Source organism: Caproiciproducens sp. CPB-2 (genome assembly GCF_036287215.1).
Classification (GTDB): domain Bacteria; phylum Bacillota; class Clostridia; order Oscillospirales; family Acutalibacteraceae; genus Caproiciproducens.
Genome location: NZ_CP142860.1, coordinates 1,908,973 through 1,932,140, shown reverse-complemented (window position 1 = coordinate 1,932,140; position 23,168 = coordinate 1,908,973). Strand labels below are relative to the sequence as shown.

Genomic DNA, 23,168 nt, shown 5'->3' with positions numbered 1-23,168 from the left:
TCTTCATCATTATCATAACACGGTGTTTTTCAGAGGAAAAATACAAAAAATTCATACCCGTATGAATCAATTTCATGCAAAAGCGTGCCTTGATCAGCGATTTCAGGATTGCAATCACAGGATTTCCAGGTATAATGAAGACAGAGTAAAAAAATTGAGGAGGAAATCCCCAATGACGATGGTTCAGCTGGCTTACTATGTGGAAGTGGTCAAACAACGCAATTTTACAAGAGCGGCGGAGAAGCTTTTTGTCAGCCAATCGACCTTGAGCAAGGCCATTCGCGCGCTGGAGAATGAATTTCAGGCGGAATTCATTGGCCGCCGGGCGAAGGATCTTGTGATTACGCAGGACGGTTTGGCATTTTATGAATACGCGGCAAAGCTGCTGGACTATTATCACACGCAGACGCAGGAACTCGAGCAGCGGCTGCGCTGCTCGGGCGGGACCTTGACGCTCGGCCTTCCGCCGTCCGCCGGAACCATCTATTTTTCTTCCCTGATTTATCAATTTCGGCAGGCTTACCCGGAAACCGATTTACAGATTACGGAGATCACCTCCAAATCGATCCGGGATTTGGTGGATGACGGAACGCTCGATCTGGGCGTGGTGATCGAACCGTTTTCAGACAGTAAGTTTTACAGCCAAACCGTTTTTCACTCGGAGGCCGTGCTGGTCGTCCCCAAGCAGCATCCGCTTGCCGCCAAAAGCTGCGTGGACTTCGGGGCGTTGAAGGCGGAACGTTTGTTAATGGTTTCTCCGGATTATATGTATTACGATGTAATGCTGGAGCGCTGCAAAGCTGCGGGCTTTACGCCGAATATCGTTTTTGAAAGCTCCCAATGGGATCTGCTGTTGGAGATGGTTGCAAACAATCAGGGCGTCAGCATCTTGCCCAAGCCCCTGATCGATAAGCTGTACGTCGACCGTGTGTGTCAGCTCCATCTGAAGAACCCGGAATTTCCCTGGGCGCTCTCCGTCATTTACCGCACGGATAAGTTTCTGACCATACCCATGCAGCATTTTTTAAAAATATGCGGCAAATCGAAGCAGTCCCCGTAAAGCAGCACGAAGGGTCAGAAAAAGGGTTCCTTACCGCTGTGGAAGGGACTTCTTTTTGTGTTTCTCCCGCTCTTACTTGAACAGAAGTTGACATTCTTCCTTCCAGTACAATTCCAGGTAAAACAAAAGATCCAGGAACCTGATGGTTCCTGGATCTTTGTTAATTTTTTGTTTTGGTGGAGCATAGCGGGATCGAACCGCTGACCTCCACACTGCCAGTGTGGCGCTCTCCCAGCTGAGCTAATGCCCCATACATTATTTTAAAACAGCTTTGTTATAATATCATACTTTCTGGGAGAATGCAAGTACTATTGTAAAAAAATTGGATTCCTTACAGCCATATTGAAAAAATATAATAATACTGGTAAAATGGAAACAAATCATTCATTCAGGGTGCGAACTTTCATACATAATCGTCCTCATGTATTTCAGGAGAATAAACCATGTCTGATTCACTGATCACTAAAAAAGCGATTGCAGCTTCCATAAAGGAATTGATGAAGAAAAGACCGCTCCAGAAAATATCGGTCGCCGATATTGTGGAACACTGCGGGATTAACCGTCAGACCTTTTATTATCATTTTAAGGACAAATATGATTTGGTGGACTGGATTTATTACAATGAGGTCGTTTCCGCCGTCACGCAGCACAGATCGTTTGAGGAATGGAACAACGTTGTGCTTGATGTTCTGAAAACAATGAAGAATGAGCAGTATTTTTATACGAATGCTCTCAGCGTCACCGGACAAAACGCTTTTCAGGATTATTTTTTCAATGTCACGAAGGACCTGATCGCTGAAATGCTGGATACTGTTTCACGGGGCAGTCAGATCGCCGCGGAGGACAAGGTTTTTATAGCGGAATTCTATTCCTACGGGCTTGTAGGCGTCGTTATCCAGTGGGCGCGCTGCGGCATGAAGCAGCAGCCGGAGGAAATTGTTCTGCGCCTGACGCATTTTATCGACGACAGCAAGCTCTACACGGCCGGACGCTATTTTCAGGAGCATCCGGCGGAGAAAAAAGCGAATATCACTGAAAGTAATTCGAATTAGGAACGGATAACTGTCAGTTTTCATCTTTTCTATTCGTCGCGATATGATATACTGGTAACAGATTTGGTAAAGGAGGTTCGGTAATGCAGATTACAAAGCTTTCCATTATTGTTCCGGTGAAGAATGTTGAACAGGAAATATCGGGAGTATTGCGCTCGATCGCCGCGCAGGCGGCCGGGTTGGACGCGGAATTTATCGTAGTGGATATGGGCTCCGCGGACAAGACGGTCTGGGAAGCCGTTCAGCTGATCAAAGAACTGAAGCTTCGTGGTTTTGTCATTCAGAACGGCGACGGAACCGTCGCCGCGGCTTTAAATACAGGGATACAGAAGTCCGGGGGAGATTATATCACTTTTATTTTCGCCCGCAGACTGTACCGCGATTTTATCGGCGGATATCTGGAAACGGCTTTGCATACTTCGGCGGATTTTGTATTCGGCAGCATCAGCGAGGAGGAAGCCCATGCCGCGGAACGCCGGCTGATCAGCAAGGCGATCCGTCAGGAAAGTGGCGCCCAATACCTAAAGGGCGTCCTCAGCCATTCGATCCATATCGATATCTCCGCAATCATGCTCCGGCGCAGGTTTCTGCTGGACAGGCAGATTTATTTTTTCGACTCCTGCAGCCACGGATACGCGGAGGAGTTTGTTTTCCGCTGCCTGCTTTCCGCCGAGACGATTGCGCAGTCGCCGACGGTCATCCGACGGGATACCGTCTATGAATTAAAACGCGGCAAGCAGAAGCCGGTGGGGAAGAATATATTCCAGCATGCCGACGCCATGCTCCGGATTTTTGATCTCATCAAAACCACCCCCCGGGAAGACGAGGAGCTGATTCAGCTGTTTGAACACCAGAAGCTGCCGCTGACCGTCATGAACGGGGTGGACATTATGCTGAAAGAAGGAGCGGGCTATAACGCGGTGCGCGGCTATCTGCACGCCGCCGGATACGACAAGCTGCTTTCGGCGGGCAGGAAGACGGACAAAGCGCTGAAACGCCGGATCGCCGTCTGGCGCACCATTCCGTGGATGTACAAAGCGAAATAGAACTTTCTTTTTCCCTGCCGCCGCTTGCCCGGCGGCAGGGATTTTGGTTCTTTTTTCTTGAAGTAACCAAAGCAACATGATATAATCAGTTATACCATACAACATAGGAGGGCTATCCTTTTGGCAGAAAAATTTCCGGCGCAGGAGCAGCCGGTGCGTTCCCAGGCTGAATTCATCAGCGACGTTTCTCAGATCATGGCGATCCGGGCGCGCGGCGCCATCCCCATGGCGCTGGTACACACTTACGGCTGTCAGCAGAATGTTGCGGACGGCGAGAAAATAAAGGGCCAGCTCGAGGAAATGGGGTTTTCCTTTACCGATCACGAAGATGCGGCGGACCTCATCATTTTTAATACCTGCGCGGTCCGCGAGCATGCGGAAGACAGGGTTTTCGGAAATGTGGGAGCGCTGAAAAATGTGAAACGGCGCAATCCTTCCCTGATTATCGCCCTCTGCGGCTGTATGATGGAGCAGGAGCATGTTGCCGAGCGGATCCGGAAGAGCTTTCCTTTCGTCAACCTGGTTTTCGGCACCCATGTGATTCATAAGCTTCCCGAGCTTTTATTTACCACGATTACGCAGGGTTCCCGTGTGTTTGCGCGCGGCGACGACAGCGAGGACAGGCAAATCGTCGAGGGTCTGCCGGTCCACCGCGACGGAAACACGAAAGCATGGCTTACGGTCATGTATGGCTGCGACAATTTTTGCTCATACTGTGTTGTGCCCTATGTGCGCGGCAGGGAGCGCAGCCGTACCCCGGAGGCGATTCTGGAGGAGTTCAAAGGCCTTGTAAAGGCGGGATACAAAGATATTACCCTTTTGGGGCAGAATGTCAATTCCTACGGCAAGCATCTTGACGAACCGGTGAATTTTTCACAGCTCCTGAGATCGCTCGACGCGGTGGACGGCGATTACCGCATCCGTTTTATGACCTCGCACCCGAAGGACGCGACCCGTGAGCTGATTGACACGATTGCGCAGGGGCGGCATATCAGCCGTCACCTTCATCTTCCGTTCCAGTCGGGCAACGACCGCGTGCTGAAAGAAATGAACCGCGGCTACACCCGTGAAAAATATCTCGATCTGATCCGTTATGCCAAGGAAAAGCTTCCGGATCTTTCTCTTACCTCCGACGTGATCGTCGGGTTTCCGGGCGAAACCTACGAGGAATTCCTCGACACCGTCAGCCTGATTCAGGAGGTGGAATTCACCTCGCTGTTTACCTTTCTCTATTCCCCGCGCGTGGGGACAAGGGCGGCGAAGATGCCCGACCCGGTTCCCGCCCAGGAAAAGTCAAAATGGTTTGCGCAGCTTTGCGAAGCGCAGGAGCAGATCGCGGCATCGCGCTGCGCCGGTATGGTCGGCACGGTCCAGCGGGTGCTGGTGGAAGAGCGCGATGAAAAAAACGGCCTTCTTTCCGGGCGGACCGACGGCAATATCGTTGTTGATTTCCCGGGGGACCAGAGCCTGATTGGCAGCTTTGCCGATGTAAGGATCACTTCCGCCCGCAACTGGATTTTAAACGGAGAACTTCATCAATAAATCAGGTGATCGGTCAAGTTACGCTTCCTCTTTTCAGCCCCATCTCCGAGGGGGCTGGCAGGCGGAGCCTGACTGGGGGAGTTTTGTTCTTGCTCCCTCCGGCGCCCGGCGAGTTTCTGATACTTTTCATCAATCAATATAAATCATTATTAAGGAGTAACAAAATGGATATTATCAGCTTAGCGAGAGAAATCGGCAAGGAAATACAGAAGGACGAGCGTTATCTGAATATGCAGCTTGCAAAGCAGAACAGCGACGATGATCAGCAGCTGCAGGATCTGATCGGCGAGTTTAACCTGAAGAGAATGGCAATCAACAACGAGGCCCAGAAGCCGGAGCAGGATTCCGACAAAATGCAGGTGCTCAATCAGGAGCTGCGCCATGTCTACGCCCAGATCATGCAGAATCCGAATATGACGGCTTACAACAGGGCCAAGGAAGAAATGGATGCTCTGCTTCAGCGCGTCAGCGCCATCATCGGCCAGTCCGCCGACGGCGAGGACCCGGAGACCACCGATTACGTGGAATCCTCCTGCGGCGGCAACTGCTCCTCCTGCGGAGGCTGTCACTGATTCCCCATCAAGTCATGAATTGGAGATGAAACGCAGGTTATGGCAAATCTTTCACCAATGATGCAGCAGTATTTTGAAATCAAAAAACAAAATCCCAATACAATCTTGTTTTTCCGCCTTGGTGATTTTTATGAAATGTTTTATGAAGACGCCAAACTTGCATCGAAGGAACTGGAACTGACGCTGACCGGGCGCGACTGCGGACAGGAGGAGCGGGCGCCTATGTGCGGCGTGCCCTTCCACAGCTATGAAAGCTATGTGGCGCGTCTGGTCGCGAAGGGCTATAAGGTCGCCATCTGTGAGCAGATGGAGGATCCCGCGCTGGCCAAAGGGCTGGTAAAACGCGATATCATCCGCGTGATTACGCCCGGCACGGTGTTGGAAAGCAGCATGCTGGACGAGGCGCGCAACAACTTTATCTGCTCGCTCTGCGCCGCGGGCGCGGGCGCGGGAATTTGCTTTGCGGATATTTCCACCGGGGAACTGCACGCGACCACGCTTTCCGGCGGGGATCTGACGGAACAGATTAAAAACGAGCTCTCCCGCTATTCGCCGCGCGAAATCCTCGTCAATCAGAACACTCTCGAGCTGACCGGGCTTCCGAAATTTATCCGGGAGCGGCTTTCCGCCAGTCTGGAGCTGCTGGATAACGCGGAGTTTGAGGCGCAAAGCTGTTCCCTGCTGGTGCTGGAGCAGTTTCATTCCAAAAGCCTTGCGGAGTTGGAGCTTTCCGATAAAACGGAGATTGTTCAGGCTGTCGGCGCGCTGCTTTCCTACCTGAAGCGCACACAGCGCGTGGGCATTGAGCGCATTAATGGGATAGACCTTTACACTGGCGCGCAGTATATGCATCTGGACTTGAACGCGCGGCGCAATCTGGAGCTTCTGGAAACGATGCGCAACAAGGAAAAGCGCGGTTCGCTCTTGTGGGTGCTCGATAAAACGCGCACGGCGATGGGCAAGCGCCTGATCCGCAGCTGGATTGAGCAGCCGCTGTTGAGCCCGGTCCAGATCAACCGCCGCCTGAACGCGGTGGAGGAGCTGGCGGGAGATGCCATTCTGCGCGACGCCGTCGCCGAACAGCTGACCGGAATCCACGATCTGGAACGCCTGATGTCCCGCATCGTGTACGGCTCCGCCAACGGCAGGGAGCTTCGTTCGCTGTCCTCCGCGATCATGCGGCTGCCCGCTTTGAAGACCCTGCTGAAAGATGTAAAGTCTAACCTCCTTACAGAGATTGAACAGCATATCGACGTTCTGGAGGACGTCTGCCAGATGATCGACCGGGCGATTGTGGAAGAGCCTCCGTTTTCCATCCGGGAAGGCGGCATGATCCTGCCGGGCTACAGCGAGGAACTGGATCTTCTGAAAGGCGACATGAGCGACGGCCGGGGAATCATCGCCCAGATCGAGGCGCAGGAACGGGAAAAAACGGGTATCCCGAAGCTGAAAGTCGGGTACAACCGGGTATTCGGCTATTATATTGAAATCAGCAATTCCTATAAGGATCAGGCGCCCCCGGAATACATACGCAAACAGACCCTTACCAACTGCGAACGCTTTATTACCCCCGAGCTCAAGGAGCTGGAGGGAAAAATCCTCGGTGCGCACGAAAAGTCCGTACAGCTGGAATTCCAGCTTTTTGACGCCGTCCGCAGCAATGTAGCCGCGCAGCTGACCCGCGTACAAGCGACGGCCAATGCGATTGCAAGGCTTGACGTACTGACTTCCTTTGCACAGGTTTCGGCGGAACATCATTATGTCCGCCCGATCGTCAATCTGGACGGAAAGATCATTCTCAGGGAAAGCCGCCATCCGGTCGTCGAGGTTTTGCTCGATACTCCTTTCGTGCCGAACGACGTTACGCTCGACAGGAACGAAAACCGGGTCGCCATCATTACCGGCCCGAACATGGCCGGTAAATCCACCTATATGCGTCAGATCGCGCTGATCGTCATTATGGCCCAGATCGGCTGTTTTGTACCGGCTTCCTATGCGGAAATCGGGATTACGGACAGCATTTTCACCCGCGTGGGCGCTTCCGACGATCTGGCTTCCGGCCAGTCGACCTTTATGGTTGAGATGTCCGAGGTTGCGGACATCATCAAAAACGCCACCGGCAACAGTCTGCTGATTTTGGATGAAATCGGGCGGGGAACCTCGACCTTCGACGGGATGAGCATTGCCCGCGCCGTTCTGGAATATGTCGCCAACAAACAGCTTTTGGGCGCGAAAGCTCTTTTCGCTACCCATTATCACGAGCTGACAGAGCTGGAAGAGCTGATTGACGGCGTGAAAAATTACAATATTGCCGTAAAAAAACGCGGCGACGACATTACCTTCCTGCGCCGGATCGTGCGCGGCGGAGCGGACGACAGCTTCGGCATCGAAGTGGCCAAGCTTGCCGGCGTGCCGAATAAAATTGTGAACCGCGCAAAGCAGGTGCTGTCGGAGCTCGAAAGCGGGCAGCAGGTGACCATGCCCAAAAGGCGCGGGCATAAAGAAGAAACGCAGGAAGACCTTCAGCTTGTGATCACCCCGCCGAACGAGACGGAAATTATGGACAGGCTCAAAAAGCTGGACGTCAACACCCTGACGCCCATTGAGTGCATGAATACGCTGTTTGAGCTGGCCACACTCGCAAAATAGGAACACAGAAAAAGGAGGCGTTTCATGAGTAAAATCAACGTATTGGACAAACATATCGCGGAATTGATCGCCGCCGGTGAGGTAGTGGAACGCCCTGCTTCCGTTATTAAGGAGCTGGTCGAAAATTCAATCGATGCCGGTGCGGCCTCTATTACCGTGGAAATAAAAAACGGTGGGATTACCTATATGCGGGTCACGGACAACGGCAGCGGGATTGCCCGTGACGACGTTGCGGTCGCCTTTCTGCGCCATGCCACCAGCAAAGTTCATAGCCAGGACGATTTGGAGAGCATCTCCACCCTTGGCTTCCGCGGCGAGGCGCTGGCCTCCATTGCGGCTGTGGCCCGGGTGGAGCTTCTGACCGCGACACAGGGCGAGCTGGCGGGGACGCGCTATGAAATCGACGGCGGGGTGGAACAGGCCTGTGAGGATGCGGGCTGCGCGCAGGGAACCACCCTTGTGGTGCGCGACCTTTTTTATAATACGCCTGCGCGCATGAAATTCCTGAAAAAGGATGTTACGGAGGCAAACGCCATCGCCGCGGTGATGGACAGACTGGCTCTTTCTCACCCGGAAATTTCGGTGCGGTTCATCCGTGATTCCCGCGAAACGCTGAACAGCCCCGGCGACGGCAAGCTGAAATCGGCCATATACGCTGTTTTCGGAAAGGAATTTACCGCGGGGCTGATTCCGGTGGAATACGAATTGAACGGTGTAAAGCTTTCTGGCTTTATCAGTAAACCTGCCGCGGCACGTCCGAACCGGAGCATGCAGCATTTCTTTATTAACGGCCGCTACATCAAAAGCCGCACCGCGATGGTTGCTCTGGAAGAAGCGTTCAAGGGTTCTTTGATGGTGGGGAAGGTCCCTGCCTGCGTGCTTCATATGGGGATTTCCTATCAGGCGGTGGACGTCAATGTCCATCCCTCAAAAATAGAGGTTCGCTTTATTAATGAAAAACCGGTGTTTGACGCGGTTTACCACGGTGTCAAAACCGCCCTTCACCGCGGGGACGCGCCAAACGTCATGGCCTTTCAAAAGCAGGAGACTTCGGTTTTCGAACAGCCGAAGGCCCCGGTTCAGATACAGTTTTCCGCTCCTCCCACAACAGCGGCAGTGCAACCGCAGCCGGCCGTGCCGGTGATCCCGGCGGTTCGCCCCGCGGCGCCTTCCTACAGTTTCGCGGTCAGCGACTCACACAGGCCGACGTTCCATACGGATTTCGCGGCGGCAAATATTGAATTTACCGGGCCGGTTCCCGTGACACAGGAAGATCAGGCGACCGTCCCCGCCGCCACGGAGCCCGCGGCCATGGTGGAGCCGGAGAATCCGGCGGCGCCGGAACCCGGACCGGCCGAACCTTCCGATTCCCCGGAACCGGAAAAGCTGGTGGGGGAAGCCTTTCATACTTATATTATTCTGGAGCGGGGAGACGAACTGGTCTTTATCGACAAGCATGCCGCCCATGAGCGGATACTCTACGAAAAGCTCAGGGCGCAGGAAGGCCGGGCCGACCAGCAGATGCTTTTGGAGCCGGTCGCCGTTACCCTGGAGAAAAACGAGTACGCCGCGGTGATGAATTCCCTGGACGTCTGCGCGGCGGCGGGATTTGAAATCGACGACTTCGGTTCCGGCACCGTGCTGGTCCGGAGCGTCCCGCTGATTCTCGGCGACGACGATATTGCGGGAACGGTGATGGAGATTGCGGGCTACCTGCAGTCGGCCAAAAACGATATCACGACGGAAAAGCTCGACTGGCTTTACCACAACGTCGCGTGCCGTGCGGCGGTGAAGGCGGGGGACCTGAGCTCGCCGATGGAGCTTGCCGCTCTCGCCAGGAGAATGGAAAATGAGGATATCCGCTACTGCCCGCATGGGCGTCCGGTATCCATCGTGATGAAGAAAAAGGACCTGGAGCGCCAGTTCGGGCGTATACAATAATGAGCAGGAAAGATAAAATCCCGGTTGCGGCGGTTGTCGGCCCGACCGCTTCCGGCAAAAGCCGTCTTGCGGTGGAGCTTGCGCTCCGCAGGAACGGCGAGGTGATTTCAGCCGATTCGATGCAGATTTACAAAGGAATGAATATTGGCACGGCCAAGCCGACGACGGAAGAAATGCGCGGTGTGCCGCATCATCTGATCGATTTCGCGCCGCTTTCCCAGCCGTTCAGTGTGGCGGACTATGTTTCGCTTGCTTCGGACTGCATTTCGGAGGTGTACGCGCGCGGCAGGCTGCCGGTCATTGCGGGGGGAACCGGGCTTTATATCCGCTCCCTCCTGCAAAATATACGGTTTACCGAGGACGATAAGGACGAAGCGCTGAGAAAGGAGCTTGCCGAAAAGGCCGAAAAGCTGGGCGTACAGACGCTGATCGACGATCTGCGCAGCTTTGACCCCGCGTCAGCACAACGAATTCATCCGAACAATCTCGGACGCGTGATCCGCGCCATTGAGATTTACCGTACGACCGGCGTCACAATGACCGAACAGCTGAAGCTGTCAAGGCAAACGCCTTCCCCGTATGACACGTGCATCATCGGCCTCGATTTTCAGGACCGTCAGAAGCTCTACGACAGGATCAATCTGCGGGTGGACCGGATGATACAGGACGGGCTGCTGGCGGAAGCGGAAGAAATTCTGAACCGGCCCGGCGCCCAGACCGCGCTGCAGGCGATCGGCTACAAGGAGCTTTTGCCGTATTTCCGCTCGGAGTGCTCTCTGGACGAGGCGGTCGAGTCCATTAAGCGGGAAAGCCGCCGGTACGCCAAGCGCCAGCTTACCTGGTTCCGCCGTGACGAAAACATCCGTTGGATTATGGTGGATGAGTACGAGGATTTTGACGGAGTGATCCAACAGGCATTCCGGATAATCGGTCGGAAAGGATGGGAATGATGAATAGTCCGTTGCTGAGAAGAATTGCATCGGCTGTTGTAGCCATCCTTCTGTTTATTTATATGGGATATCAGATTTATAACTCCCATTACGCAAAGGTCCAGACGGAAACGGCGTCCTACGCCAGCGCGGCGGACACCGTACAGGTGACCGGTACCGCCGTCAGGAAAGAAAAACTGATGAACACCAAAACCAACGGCGTGATTACTTACAGCATCAGCGACGGGGGAAAGGTGGCAAAGGGCGGCACGGTCGCGAAGATTTACCCGAATGAGCAGAGCGCTGCGGCCCAGCAGCAGATTGCCGGCCTCGATTACCAGATTTCCAAGCTGCAGAAACTCAGTACGCCCGGGGACACCTACGCGGCGAGCATCGGTTCCATCAGCTCGCAGATTAACCTGAAGCTGGTGGATCTGCTGGACTGCATCCAGTCCGGCGAATACACCGAGCTGACGAACAGCCGCGAAGATTTGCTCTACCTGATCAACGAGCGCCAGATCGTAACAGATAAGACGGCGAATTTCAACACCAGAATCAACGCGCTGAAGGCGGAGCGTGAGACGCTGTCCAAATCCAACAGCGCGGCGACCGGCTCTGTTACCGCTCCGGCGTCGGGCTATTTTATCAGCTCCGTGGACGGCTATGAATCGGTTTACGACTATGACAAGCTGTTGACCATTACACCTGCGGAATTCAAGGAAAAGCAAAAGGAAAAGCCTGCGGAGCAAAGCGGTTCCATCGGGAAGATCTGTGAAGATTACGACTGGTATTTCGCCTGTCTGGCGGCGGCGGACAAAGCCTCCAAGTTCAAGGAGGGCGACGCTGTATCCATTCAGTTTCCGTTTGCTTCCAATCAGACTGTCCCTGCGACGGTCGCCGCGGTGAATCAGGCGGATAAAGACACCGAAGCGGTCGTTATTCTGCAGAGCAGCAGCATGAATTCTTCCCTGGCACTGATCCGCAACGCCACGGCGCAGATTCAGATCGAAAAATATACGGGAATCCGTGTGAGCCAGAAAGCGATTCATTTTGCCAAGGTGACGAAAACAGGAAAAGACAGCGACGACAAGGCAACTTCGGTTACCAGGGAAATCAAGGGCGTGTATGTCATGCATGGCAGTGAAATAGAGTTCAGGCAGATTTTTCCGCTGTTCAGTACGGGGAATTACGCCATCTGCCGGACAGACCCGCCTAAGGAGGACCTGATGACCGATTCAACCGTAAAGCTGTTTGATGAAGTAGTTGTGGAAGGGACTGATTTATATGATGGAAAAGTCGTTAAATGATTTTGACCGCCGGATTTCGGATTTGGAAGAAAATCTGAAGGTGATCCGCAGCAATATAGCTGACGCCGCCGTAAAGTCGGGACGCCGTCCGCAGGATATCACGCTTCTTGCGGCCACGAAAACCGTTCCGGTGGAAGTGATCAATCACGGGATTGCGCTCGGCATCGACCATATCGGTGAAAATAAAGTGCAGGAGCTTTGCGAAAAGTACGGCGCCTATTCGCTTTCCCGGTGCGAGCTCCAGTTTATCGGGCACTTACAGACCAATAAGGTGAGAAATATAGTGGGGAAGGTCTCTATGATCCAGTCGGTGGACAGCGTTAAGCTGGCAAAGGAAATTTCCCGCCTTTCGCTTGCCGGGGACCTTACGGCCGATATTCTGATCGAGGTCAATATCGGAAGCGAGCCAAACAAATCGGGGGTGCTGCCGCCGGAGCTGTACGACCTGATCGGGCAGATTTCGCTTTTGCCGGCGATCCATATCCGCGGTTTGATGGCGATTCCGCCCGCAGACGCGGACAGCGGCGAAACACAGGGATATTTTTCAAAGATGTTCCAACATTTTATTGACATCAGGGATAAAAAAATAGATAATGTTAATATGGATTACTTGTCCATGGGCATGTCGTCCGATTATTCCCAGGCAATCTTATCGGGAGCCAATATGGTTAGAATTGGTTCTGCTCTGTTTGGCCCAAGAATATACAATCAATAATCATTACAGGAGGCTTAGCGATGGCAGGAATTGTAGAAAAAATCAAAGATATGTGGAACCCGCCGGAAGACGAGTACGACTACGATTATGACGGTGTCCAGCAGGAGGATATTTCCTCCCGCCAGAACGAGGAAGCCGAGATCCGCGAACGCGATACCATTAAGCGCGCACCCGTGCAGAACAGCGGAAATAAGGTCGTTAATATCCATGCGACCGCTCAACTGCAGGTCGTTCTGTTTAAACCGGAGCGCTTCGGCGAAGAGACCTGTGCAGTGGCGGACGAGCTTTTGAAAATGCATACGGTGGTTTTAAACCTTGAAAATACAAACAAGGATGTTTCCCGCCGTATTATTGATTTTCTGAGCGGCGTCGCTTACGCGAACGGCGGAAAAATCAAAAGGGTCGCTACAAGCACCTTCATTATCACGCCCTATAACGTTGACCTGACGGGTGACGACGTTTTAGATGAGTTGGAAAACAACGGTGTTTATTTTTAATGGAGAAACAGTCGGCCGACGCAATTTTTGAAGCAAAACTTTGCGATGCCGTACGTCTGGCACAAAGCGGAGCGAAGCCCCGCTTTGTGGGCTTTTTAGACGAACGTCAGGCGCTTGCGGCACAGAAAATCATGAATCGTCTTTCCTTTAAAAACTATATGCTCTGGGGCGGATACGACGGCTCGGAGCGTGTAGTTTTTGGCGCATTTCCGGACTTTGCAGAGCCGGATACCGAATCGTTTCCCATTGCCGCGGTTACCGCAAGCTACCGTGCCTGCGACACGCTTACCCACCGCGACTTTCTCGGCGCCCTCCTTGCAAACGGGCTTCAGCGTGAAACGCTTGGGGATATCCTTGTGGAGGAGGGCCGCTGCGTGATTTTTTCCCGCGGCGAGGTAACCGACTATCTTTTGTCCCAGACGCAGAAAATCGGCAGAGTGGGTGTCCGTCTGGTCAAAGGCGCCGTACTGCCGCTGCCGGTCGGCAGGAGCTTTGAAGATTTTTCCGCGGTTGTCGCTTCCGCGCGGCTGGACTGTATTGTCGCGGCTGCTATCGGTACAAGCAGGGAAAAGTCATCAGAGATGATTCGCGCCGGGCTGGTGATGCTGAACCATGAAGTGAACATTTCGGTGTCGGCGGCTGTCGCACCGGACAGCAAACTCTCCATCAGGGGAAAGGGCCGTTTTGTTCTTGACCGCCTTGGGCCCGTCACAAAAAAAGGCAGATTGAGTATCGCAGGCAGGAAATATATTTAACGGAGGGCTCGAACATGCTATCAATGAACGACATTATTAACGCCAGTTTCAGAAAATCCGGTTTTTCCGGGTACCGTACCGACGATGTGGATCAATTCATCGATCAGGTCAAGGAATCCTATGACGCGCTCCTCAAAAAAGACCTGGAACAAAAAGAAGCGTATGAAAGGCTGAAGGCGGAAAACGAGCAGCTTCTTGAAAAAATTAAAATATTGGCTGCAAAAGTGGAAGACTACCGTTTGGAAGAGGATGAGATCAAGAATGCCCTTGTCAGCGCCCAGAAGCTGGGCGACGCTTCCATCCGCGAATCCCGCCACAAGGCCGAAATTATTGTAAAGGACGCCAACATCAAGGCGGAGCGGATCGTCTCCGGCGCCAAACAGAGCGTGATCGAACAGCAAAAGGAAATGGAACGCCTTCAGCAGACTGTTTCGGATTTCCGTTCCAAGCTGCTGGGCCTTTATAAAGAACATCTTACCTTAATCGATGCTCTGCCGTCGCAGAAGCCAGAAGCAGCGCCCGCGCAGAATGCGGAGGTTTTGGTACCGGAACCGGTTTCTCCGGCCCCCGCGGCTGAGGAAGAGGCTCAGCCTTTGGAGGAACCGGTTCCTTCTGAGACACAGGACCGCCTGTTTAACACCGAGGTTTCCAATTTCGATGACGATGATTTTCCGCCGGAGGGAAAGCCGCAGCATTTCAGTTCCATTCCGTTCAGCGATGAGGATGAGACTGCGGACGGCGAGAATTCTTCCGAAGGCATCTACGACCGTCAATAAAGATGCTCCCTGCCGTTGCGCATGAGCTTTCAATAACTGCAAAAAGGGCGGGCTGTCTGGTTCGCCCTTTTCCAATCATCATACCATACAAAAGGAGAGATTCCGTTGGCAATTATTGCACTATTGCTTGCAGCGGCGGCTGTTGCAATCGACCAGATTCTCAAACTGCTGGTTACGTCCAATTTACAGCCTAACAGCGGTTTTCATGTGATCAATGGCTTTTTAAAAATCTTTTATATTCAGAACCGGGGGGCGGCGTTCGGAATGCTGCAGAACCAGCGCTGGTTTTTCGTTGTGGTGACTCTGACCATTTCCGCCGTCATCATTTACGCCCTGTTCCAATACAGACAGCATAATTTCTTTTCCTATGCGGCCGGTACGCTGATTATTGGCGGCGGAATCGGGAACCTGATTGACCGGATGATGTATGGCTACGTCGTCGATTATATTTCTGTCAGCTTTTTTCCTCCGATTTTTAATTTTGCCGATTGCTGCGTAACGGTCGGAACGGTGTTTTTAATGATTCATATCCTGTTTTTTTCCGATTTAAACAGCAATGTTGAGAAGGTTATCCGTACAAAATAATGCAGAAGATCATTCAAATTGAGATACAGCCGGAAGATTCCGGCATCCGGCTGGACAAGCTTGTCAGTGAAAAGACGGAAAATATGACGCGCTCTGCGGCGGAAAAGCTGATTGAGCGGGGCAATGCGACCCTGAACGGAAAGCCCCTTACGAAAAGCTACCGTGGCACGGCCGGCGACCGCATTGACCTCGTCGTTCCCGAGCCGGAAAAGCTGGATGTCCGGCCGGAAAAAATTCCCCTGGAAATCCTGTATGAGGACGCGGATTTGCTGGTCGTCAATAAGCCGAAGGGGATGGTGGTGCACCCGGCCGCCGGCAACCACACCGGCACGCTGGTCAACGCTCTTCTGGCGCACTGCGGCGATTCGCTTTCCGGAATCAACGGGGTCGTCCGGCCCGGCATCGTTCACCGTATAGACAAGGATACAAGCGGTCTGCTGATTGTGGCGAAAAACGATTTTGCCCATCGGAACCTGGCCGAGCAGATAAAGGCGCACAGCTTTACGCGCCTTTATGAGGCTGTTGTCCACGGCAGCCTGAAGGAGGATGACGGGACGATTGACGCGCCTATCGGCAGGCATCCGCTCCACCGGAAGATGATGGCGGTGACCGAAAAGAACTCCCGCAATGCCGTTACGCATTATCATGTTCTTGCGCGGTACGACGGGTTTACCCATGTGCAGTGCCGGCTGGAAACGGGGCGTACCCATCAGATCCGGGTGCACATGGCGTACATTGGGCATCCGGTTGCGGGGGATGCGGTTTACGGTCCGAAGAAGCCCGTTCCGAATCTGAACGGTCAGTGTCTGCACGCCAAGGTGATTGGATTCCTTCATCCGCGTGACGGCCGATACGTGGAAATCACCAGCGAACTTCCGGCCTACTTCGTTCAGTTTCTGAAAAAGTTAAAGCGGGATTAGCGCTGGATAAGGTGGCTTCAGCATGGACGACGAAACTTTGCATGTGCGGTATCTCATGGTAATTGCGATGGTACTGTCCGCCCTCATTATCGGGTATAACGCGTTTTATGTGCCCGAAGTTTCTCTTTCCGATCTTGTTGTTACAACGGATGTTTCTTCGTCGGCTGACGAAACGTATATCCCCAAAACCGGATCGGAAGCTTCGTCCTCCGCAGTTTCCGCCCTTTCGTCCAAACCGGAGAAAGTTGCGGGCGGAACCCCGGCGGTGAACGGAAAAATCAATATCAATACCGCCACCGCTCAGCAGATGAGCGACGGTCTTGACGGAATCGGCGACGTGATCGCGAAGCGAATTGTGGATTACCGTGAGAAAAACGGTTCTTTTAAAAGCATAGAGGAAATCAGGAAGGTCAGCGGCATCGGCGAAAAGACGTTCGCGGGGCTCAAAGACCACATTACGGTATCATAAAAATTCATAATGAACGAAAACAAGCATCCGCCGGCCCAGCCGGCGGATGTTTCAGCTTATCAATAAAGTCATTCCCTTGTTTCGGCTCCCTCCTTGAGGGAGGCTTTCCACGGACAGCCTATCCGTTCTTTTGTTTGTCGTCCGTTTCTTCCGCCGTGTGGTTTTTCCTATATAGCCGCGCGGCTTTTTCAATTTCAGGCAATGATTTCTGAACCGTATTGGTACAGCGAACAATCCTGATAAAAGCGCAGATGTTCAGTACGGCCGTAAATGCCATCATGGCGGCGGAAATCGCGCCGATCATCATGGTAACCGCCACGACGGCGGGCTTCTTGTTTCTGTTCGGTTTCATATGATTCCCTTCTTTCTCAATCGCCAAAGCAGATGCCGATGTCCCGCGCGGTCTGAATGATCTCGCAGTCTGTTGGGACGCCTTTCAGCTTTCCAGCGACCTCATTCAATGGAACGGGAACGATGCTTCCGTTTTGCAAAGCCACCATATTTCCGTATTTTTTATCGGAGATGAGTTTCGCTGCCGCGGTGCCGAACCGCGTCGCCAGAAGCCTGTCGTAGGGGCAGGGACTTCCGCCGCGCTGAAAATGTCCCGGAACCGTTACTCGGATTTCCTGACCGGTTCTCTCGCTGATTTCCCTTGTAAGACGGTAGGAAATGGAGGGATAGGGCATCCCGGCCCTCGACGCTTTGAACTCTTTTTTATTCATCTTTGCTTCCTGCTGGGAGATCACGCCCTCCGCTACGGCAAGAATGGAAAAGCGCTTTCCGTGTTTGTTGCGCTGTTCCAGCGTTTGGGCGATACTGTCAATGCTGTAAGGGATTTCCGGCAGGAGGATCACGTCCGCCCCGCCCGCAATGCCTGCGTGCAGGGTCAGCCATCCCGCTTTGTGGCCCATGATTTCCACTATGAACACCCTGCCGTGAGAGGTCGCGGTGGTGTGGATGCAGTCCAGCACATTTGTCGCGATTTCCATTGCGCTGCTGAATCCAAACGTCATATCGGTGCCCCAGACATCGTTGTCGATGGTTTTCGGCAGAGTGACAATATTCAGCCCTTCTTCGCTCAGCAGGTTGGCGGTTTTATGGGTTCCGTTTCCGCCTAAAATCACCAGGCAGTCCAGCTTCATCTTTTTATAGTTGTCCTTCATGCATTTAACTTTGTCAACGCTGTTTTCGTCCACCACGCGTATCAGCTTGAAGGGCTGGCGGGAAGTACCCAGAATGGTGCCGCCAAGGGTCAGAATACCCGAAAAATCGTCCGGCTTCATCCGTTTGTAGCTTCCCTCAATCAAGCCGCGGTATCCGTCGTTGATTCCATAGATCTCAATGTTTTCCTTAAATTCAACATAAAGTGCTTTTGCGACACCGCGGATCGCCGCGTTCAGTCCCTGACAGTCCCCGCCGCTTGTTAAAATTCCGATTCTTTTCATACGTTTCCTCTTTCCCTGATTCCTTTATCCTTAAAATTACCTGAGTTCCGCACTGTAAATTGGGCGGAATGGCTTATTGCCGTCCTGTTCCATGTATTGATTTACCGCCGCCTGTGCCAGACGGGAAAATTCAATCTGGCAATTGCAGGGGGCTTTCCCGCGCTTGTCTATATGAGCGTATACCGTGTCGGACTGCATGATCCGGGCGTTGATATTGTCGCTCAGCATCAGGTCCAATATGGCAAACGCCCGCTGCCGCAGGTCTTCTTCTTCAATCGGAAATATAAGCTCCACACGCCGGTCGAGGTTGCGCTGCATCCAGTCCGCGCTTCCCATATAGATTTTTGGGCTGCCCGCGTTTTCAAAGCGGAAAATGCGGCTGTGCTCCAAAAGCTGGCCGACGATGCTGTAGACCGTAATATTTTCGCTGATTCCCGGCAGCCCGGGAATCAGGCAGCAGATGCCGCGCACCAGCAGCCGTACCCGAACGTTTGCCTGGGAGGCTTTGTACAGCAGCTCGATAATATCGGGGTCGACAAGGGAATTCACTTTTGCCGTGATCCCGCAGGGCAGGCCCTGACGGGAGTTCTCAATTTCTTTTTCGATCATCCGCCGGAAAAAGCTTCTCATTCCGTGCGGCGCAACCACGAACCGGTTGTATTCCGGCGGGCGGGAGTACCCGGTCAGCACGTTAAACAGGGAAGAAGCGTCCGTTCCGTAAGGTTCCTTGCAGGTAAAGACACCGATATCGGTATAAATTTTCGCGGTCGAATCGTTATAATTTCCCGTTCCCATATGAAGGTACCGGCGAATGCCGTCCTCATCGCGGCGGACGACCAGCAAAATTTTGCAGTGGGTCTTTAGTCCGGCCAGACCGTAGATGACATGGCACCCGGCTTCCTCCAGCTTTTTTGCCCAGAGAATGTTATTTTCTTCGTCAAACCGCGCTTTTAGTTCCACCAGTACGGTGACCTGTTTTCCATTTTCCGCCGCGGTAATCAGTGCCGCCACAATCGGGGAATGCCCGCTGACGCGGTAAAGGGTTTGTTTGATTGCCAGCACGTTTTCGTCCTCCGCCGCCCTGCGGACGAAATCGACCACGATGTCAAAGCTTTCATATGGATGGTGAACCATCCTGTCCTTTTCGCGGATGGCCTCGAAAATATCGTCGTAGCCCCAGAAATCGGCGGGGGGATAGACCGGCTCGATCGGTTGAAAGCACAGGGTTTTAAATTCCGGGATGGAAGCGAATTTTGAGAAAAAGGTCAGATCAAGCGGGCCGGGCAGCTCATATATTTCATCCTCGCTGACGTCGAGCATGTCGATCAGGAATTCCCGCGTCTCAGCATCGCATTTCTGTATCAGTTCCAGACGCACGGGCTTGCCGCGCTTGCGCTTTTTAATGGATTTCTGTATTTCGATCAGCAGGTCCTCCGACTCCTCGTCAATGTCCAGATCCGAATTGCGGGTCATGCGGAACGGGCAGGCGGACTGAATATCGCTGAGCTCGAACAGCTCTTCCAGCTTATACATGATGACATTTTCCAGAAGAACATAGGTTTTGCCGTGGTCGGAGGGGACTTCCAGAAACCGGGACAGAATCGCCGGCACCTGTACGACGGCGAAATAGGAATCCTCTTCACCCTTGAGCCGCACCGCAATATTCAGGCTTTTATTTGCGAGCAGCGGGAACGGGCGGCTTGTGTCCACCGCGAGCGGCGTCAGCACGGGGAAGAGCACTTTATCAAAATAATCGGAAATAAAATGCAGCTGATCGGGGCTCATTTCCTCAGGAGGGATAAAGCTGATATCGCTTTTTCTCATTGCCGGCAGAATAGAGCGGTACAAACAAGAATACTGCTTTTCCGTAAAGGCATGGATTTTTTTGGACAGCAGAGGAAGGAGCTGTTTTGGCGTCAGGCCGGAGGGGTCCTCACCCCGATAATCCGAATTCACCTGTTCCTTCACGCCGGCTACGCGCACCATAAAGAATTCATCCAGATTGGAAGCGGTAATCGCCAGAAAACGGATCCGCTCCATAATCGGATTTTCCCGTTCAAAAGCCTCTTCCAGCACCCGGGCGTTAAAATCCATCCAGCTTAGTTCACGGTTGATATAGGGGATTTTTATTTTTTCAATGATATCGTTCATGATCAACACACAGCCTTTTATATAAGAGATGATTTGATGGTGAGCACCGGATTGTATCCGAAAACCTCTTTAAAGAAAGGGGCGCACTGGTCAAACGCCCATTTTTCCAAATAGACGTTATCGTTGCTTTCCGCTGTGATCAGTAACTTGTCGTTTTCCAGCTTGACCTTAATATCCTTCAGCTTCTGCTTCTGCGATTTATCCAGGGCATTGGCAAGCCGGAAAATCGCCACCAGCTTGGAAACGATCAGCCTGTTCTTGTCGCTGGTACGGATAAATTCAACGTCGTCGTAATTCGGCACGTCGTATTCGTTGTACCGGGAGACATACGCTGTAATCAGCATTTCGTCGTCGGTCATTCCGTAAACGTCAATATCTTTAATCAGGTCGAACGCGCTCAAAAGGTGCTGCTTGGCCGTCACATAGTGCCCGCTGTCGTGCAAGATGGCAGCCAGCTCCAGAAGAAGCCTTTTTCTATGGTCAAGGCCGTGGGCGCCCTTCATTTTGTCAAAAATGCGGCAGGCAAATTTTCGGATATTATCGGAGTGCTTTTGATTGCAGTTGTAGGTTTTTGCGATTTCCTGCGCGCAGGAGATGGCATTTGCGCGGACATGTTCAAAATATTCATCCCCGCTCTTCGGGATGAGCATCAGCCGCATCAGTGCGTCCCAAAGCTCCACCTTAGGAGAGATGATATGATCGGAAGTGGTAAAGTCGATCAGAGAGATGTAAATGGCCAGGGCGGAATACAGCAGCTCCGCGGTTTCCTCATTAATGCCGTACTCGATCCCGATCTTTTCCTGGGACATGGAGCGTACCCGCTTAAACAGGTCGGTGAGCATTGCCGTAGGAATGGTATAACAGTCGTCCACCGGCTCCACACCGCAGATTTTTGCAATCAACTGAATCTCGTTGCCGGTCAGGATCAGATTCGACACGATCCCCTTCTTAAACGGAATATTGATATGTCCGATAATCGAATGAAGATATTCTTCTACAACGGTATAAAAGTCTTCCGTCAGTTCCTGGATATTTCCCAGCATATCATGCAGTTTCAGCGCGCCCATCGGGATGTTCTGAGAGAAAACCATATGCTTGCCGTTATAAACGGAAAATCCGATCGTTCCCGCACCAATGTAAGAGATCAGCGCGTTTTCACTCTTCTTATTTTCGATTCTGTTCAGAAAATTTAATATTTCGGAATAAATCAGCGTTTTTTCCTGGTCGTCTTCCAGGACCTGAACCGTAATATCATTTTGGATTTTCAGCTGGTCTACAACGTAGGACCTGTTTTTGGCATCCCGGAATGCGGTGGTGGCCACGACTTTGCACTGGTCAACTCCGTATTCGTTCATGATGGAAGAGTAGCCGTGCAGGACGCGGGAAAGCTCTCGCAGGCTTTCAAACCGGATTTTCCCTTCCGTAAAGACCTCGTGCCCGAGGCTCAGGGGATACTCCAGGATATCCAGATCAACGATTTCGCCTTTTTTCAACTGGGATATTCTCATTTTCAGCATATTCGAACCAATGTCGATTACTGCTGCTACCTTTGCTGTCTTATTAGTTCTTTTTCTGTTCAAAACGCGACACCACCAATGTTTCGTTTTTATAAGTCGATTATAACAAATGTCGGCCTGTTCATCAACTTTTTAAGCCCCCTTCTGAAAACTTTATTATTTTATTGAAATCCGGGAGGATTTATGTATAACAAATAGGAGCTTTTGCTGAAAACGCAATTCGGCTACCTCCTTTTGCAGACTATTTCCGGTTGACAATCCGGAGAATCTGGGATAAAATGAATACTAATCTGATAGGAATTGATAAGATTAAATCAGTATGATGTCAGATGTGAGAAAAAATTAAATTGATGGGGACAGATATGGATTTATTAGAGATCAAGTATGAGAACCTGAAAGAATATTTAAGAAGCCTGAAAAGCGTCGCCGCCGCTTTTTCCGGCGGGGTTGATTCCACTTTTCTTCTGAAAGTGGCCCATGACGTTTTAGGCGATAAGGCAATTGCCGTTACGGCGCGTTCCCTCAGTTTCCCCAAAAGGGAACTGGACGAAGCAACCGCGTTTGCGTTTAACAATTCCATCGAACATATCATTGTGGACTCCGAAGAACTGAATATCGACGGTTTTTCCAAGAATCCGACCAACCGATGCTACTTATGTAAATCCGAGCTTTTTTCCAAAATTAAGGCAATCGCACAGACAAAAGGGATTGAAAATGTTATCGAAGGTTCCAACTCGGACGATAACGGGGATTACCGCCCGGGCCTGACGGCTGTTGCGGAACTGGGGATTAAAAGCCCTCTGAGGGAGGCCGGCCTTACGAAGGCGGAAATCCGCCGGCTTTCCAAAAAGCTCGGGCTTCCCACATGGAACAAGCAGTCCTTTGCCTGTTTGTCCTCCCGCTTTCCGTACGGGGAGGACATTACGCCGGACAGGCTGCGCATGATCGATCAGGCTGAACAGTATCTGCTTGATTTGGGCTTCCATCAGGTACGCGTCCGTTTCCACGGGAATCTGGCCCGTATCGAGACGGATGAAAACGGATTCACCGCAATGTTGGATAGAAATACGCGCGACAAAATTGATTCCAGATTCAAAGAGATCGGGTTTACCTATATTGCCTTGGATATCAAAGGGTACCGTACCGGAAGCATGAATGAGACTTTGAACCAATAAAATAAGCCATTCTTTGATTTTTCCATAAGAGAAGCCTCGGACCGTTTCTTTGCGATGGTCCGGGG

The 23,168-nt window shown here is 52.2% G+C and carries 21 protein-coding genes and 1 tRNA gene; 17 read left to right on the top strand and 5 right to left on the bottom strand.

Features of this window, described 5'->3' with window-relative positions; genetic code table 11:
• Window positions 1-172 precede the first annotated feature (172 nt).
• The gene (locus VXK30_RS09615) at window positions 173-1,060 is read left to right on the top strand and encodes a LysR substrate-binding domain-containing protein (RefSeq protein WP_275717160.1); all 888 of its coding nucleotides are present in this window, start codon (window positions 173-175) and stop codon (window positions 1,058-1,060) included.
• A 174-nt stretch (window positions 1,061-1,234) separates the two neighbouring features.
• On the opposite strand, the gene VXK30_RS09610 is transcribed toward VXK30_RS09615, so the two are convergent.
• Window positions 1,235-1,310: transfer RNA gene (locus VXK30_RS09610), tRNA-Ala, on the bottom strand.
• Window positions 1,311-1,503: 193 nt separating this feature from the next.
• Here VXK30_RS09610 and dhaS point away from each other — a divergent pair.
• The 15 genes from dhaS (at window position 1,504) to VXK30_RS09535 (ending at window position 16,815) form a co-directional block, all read left to right on the top strand.
• Window positions 1,504-2,112 (top strand): dihydroxyacetone kinase transcriptional activator DhaS, encoded by a 609-nt coding sequence (dhaS, locus tag VXK30_RS09605; protein ID WP_275717162.1) that lies wholly within the window; start codon window positions 1,504-1,506, stop codon window positions 2,110-2,112.
• A gap of 83 nt (window positions 2,113-2,195) precedes the next feature.
• Window positions 2,196-3,158 (top strand): glycosyltransferase family 2 protein, encoded by a 963-nt coding sequence (locus tag VXK30_RS09600; RefSeq protein WP_275717164.1) that lies wholly within the window; start codon window positions 2,196-2,198, stop codon window positions 3,156-3,158.
• Between the two features lie 195 nt (window positions 3,159-3,353).
• Window positions 3,354-4,700 (top strand): tRNA (N6-isopentenyl adenosine(37)-C2)-methylthiotransferase MiaB, encoded by a 1,347-nt coding sequence (gene miaB, locus VXK30_RS09595; protein ID WP_442868012.1) that lies wholly within the window; start codon window positions 3,354-3,356, stop codon window positions 4,698-4,700.
• A gap of 164 nt (window positions 4,701-4,864) precedes the next feature.
• Window positions 4,865-5,272 carry a YlbF family regulator gene (locus tag VXK30_RS09590; RefSeq protein ID WP_275717168.1) on the top strand — a complete coding sequence of 136 codons (408 nt, stop codon included), beginning with the start codon at window positions 4,865-4,867 and terminating at the stop codon, window positions 5,270-5,272.
• Between the two features lie 39 nt (window positions 5,273-5,311).
• Window positions 5,312-7,921 carry a DNA mismatch repair protein MutS gene (gene mutS, locus VXK30_RS09585; RefSeq protein WP_275717170.1) on the top strand — a complete coding sequence of 870 codons (2,610 nt, stop codon included), beginning with the start codon at window positions 5,312-5,314 and terminating at the stop codon, window positions 7,919-7,921.
• Between the two features lie 24 nt (window positions 7,922-7,945).
• Entirely contained in the window at window positions 7,946-9,862 is a 1,917-nt protein-coding gene (gene mutL, locus VXK30_RS09580; RefSeq protein WP_275717172.1) for a DNA mismatch repair endonuclease MutL, read from the top strand.
• Window positions 9,862-10,812 (top strand): tRNA (adenosine(37)-N6)-dimethylallyltransferase MiaA, encoded by a 951-nt coding sequence (gene miaA, locus VXK30_RS09575; RefSeq protein WP_275717174.1) that lies wholly within the window; start codon window positions 9,862-9,864, stop codon window positions 10,810-10,812. The genes mutL and miaA overlap by 1 nt, the downstream gene beginning before the upstream one ends.
• A complete protein-coding gene (locus VXK30_RS09570; protein ID WP_329493150.1) occupies window positions 10,809-12,098 on the top strand; it encodes an HlyD family efflux transporter periplasmic adaptor subunit in 1,290 nt (429 codons plus the stop codon). The genes miaA and VXK30_RS09570 overlap by 4 nt, the downstream gene beginning before the upstream one ends.
• Entirely contained in the window at window positions 12,076-12,813 is a 738-nt protein-coding gene (locus tag VXK30_RS09565; protein WP_275717178.1) for a YggS family pyridoxal phosphate-dependent enzyme, read from the top strand. The genes VXK30_RS09570 and VXK30_RS09565 overlap by 23 nt, the downstream gene beginning before the upstream one ends.
• Window positions 12,814-12,833: 20 nt before the next feature.
• Window positions 12,834-13,310 (top strand): cell division protein SepF, encoded by a 477-nt coding sequence (locus tag VXK30_RS09560; RefSeq protein ID WP_275717180.1) that lies wholly within the window; start codon window positions 12,834-12,836, stop codon window positions 13,308-13,310.
• Complete coding sequence (locus VXK30_RS09555; RefSeq protein ID WP_275717182.1) at window positions 13,310-14,065, top strand: YlmH/Sll1252 family protein; 756 nt, start codon at window positions 13,310-13,312, stop codon at window positions 14,063-14,065. The genes VXK30_RS09560 and VXK30_RS09555 overlap by 1 nt, the downstream gene beginning before the upstream one ends.
• 14 nt (window positions 14,066-14,079) lie before the next feature.
• Complete coding sequence (locus VXK30_RS09550; RefSeq protein ID WP_275717184.1) at window positions 14,080-14,841, top strand: DivIVA domain-containing protein; 762 nt, start codon at window positions 14,080-14,082, stop codon at window positions 14,839-14,841.
• Between the two features lie 105 nt (window positions 14,842-14,946).
• The gene (lspA, locus tag VXK30_RS09545) at window positions 14,947-15,426 is read left to right on the top strand and encodes a signal peptidase II (protein WP_275717186.1); all 480 of its coding nucleotides are present in this window, start codon (window positions 14,947-14,949) and stop codon (window positions 15,424-15,426) included.
• A complete protein-coding gene (locus tag VXK30_RS09540; RefSeq protein WP_275717188.1) occupies window positions 15,426-16,346 on the top strand; it encodes an RluA family pseudouridine synthase in 921 nt (306 codons plus the stop codon). Before lspA ends, VXK30_RS09540 begins: the two co-directional genes overlap by 1 nt.
• A gap of 22 nt (window positions 16,347-16,368) precedes the next feature.
• Window positions 16,369-16,815 carry a ComEA family DNA-binding protein gene (locus tag VXK30_RS09535; protein WP_275717190.1) on the top strand — a complete coding sequence of 149 codons (447 nt, stop codon included), beginning with the start codon at window positions 16,369-16,371 and terminating at the stop codon, window positions 16,813-16,815.
• Window positions 16,816-16,933: 118 nt separating this feature from the next.
• On the opposite strand, the gene VXK30_RS09530 is transcribed toward VXK30_RS09535, so the two are convergent.
• From VXK30_RS09530 to VXK30_RS09515, 4 genes are read right to left on the bottom strand one after another with little or no spacing between them, the layout of a single operon-like run.
• On the bottom strand, window positions 16,934-17,167 hold the full coding sequence (locus VXK30_RS09530; RefSeq protein ID WP_275717192.1) for a hypothetical protein: 234 nt from the start codon (window positions 17,165-17,167) through the stop codon (window positions 16,934-16,936).
• 16 nt (window positions 17,168-17,183) lie between these two features.
• Window positions 17,184-18,260, bottom strand: coding sequence for a 6-phosphofructokinase (locus VXK30_RS09525; RefSeq protein ID WP_275717194.1), 1,077 nt, complete (start codon window positions 18,258-18,260; stop codon window positions 17,184-17,186).
• A gap of 36 nt (window positions 18,261-18,296) precedes the next feature.
• Window positions 18,297-20,411: an RNA degradosome polyphosphate kinase gene (locus tag VXK30_RS09520; RefSeq protein WP_275717196.1), complete on the bottom strand. Its 2,115-nt coding sequence runs from the start codon at window positions 20,409-20,411 to the stop codon at window positions 18,297-18,299.
• A gap of 17 nt (window positions 20,412-20,428) precedes the next feature.
• Entirely contained in the window at window positions 20,429-21,904 is a 1,476-nt protein-coding gene (locus VXK30_RS09515; protein WP_275717198.1) for a Ppx/GppA phosphatase family protein, read from the bottom strand.
• A 386-nt stretch (window positions 21,905-22,290) separates the two neighbouring features.
• Between VXK30_RS09515 and larE the strand changes: the two genes are divergently transcribed.
• Complete coding sequence (larE, locus tag VXK30_RS09510; protein ID WP_275717200.1) at window positions 22,291-23,103, top strand: ATP-dependent sacrificial sulfur transferase LarE; 813 nt, start codon at window positions 22,291-22,293, stop codon at window positions 23,101-23,103.
• Window positions 23,104-23,168 lie beyond the last annotated feature (65 nt).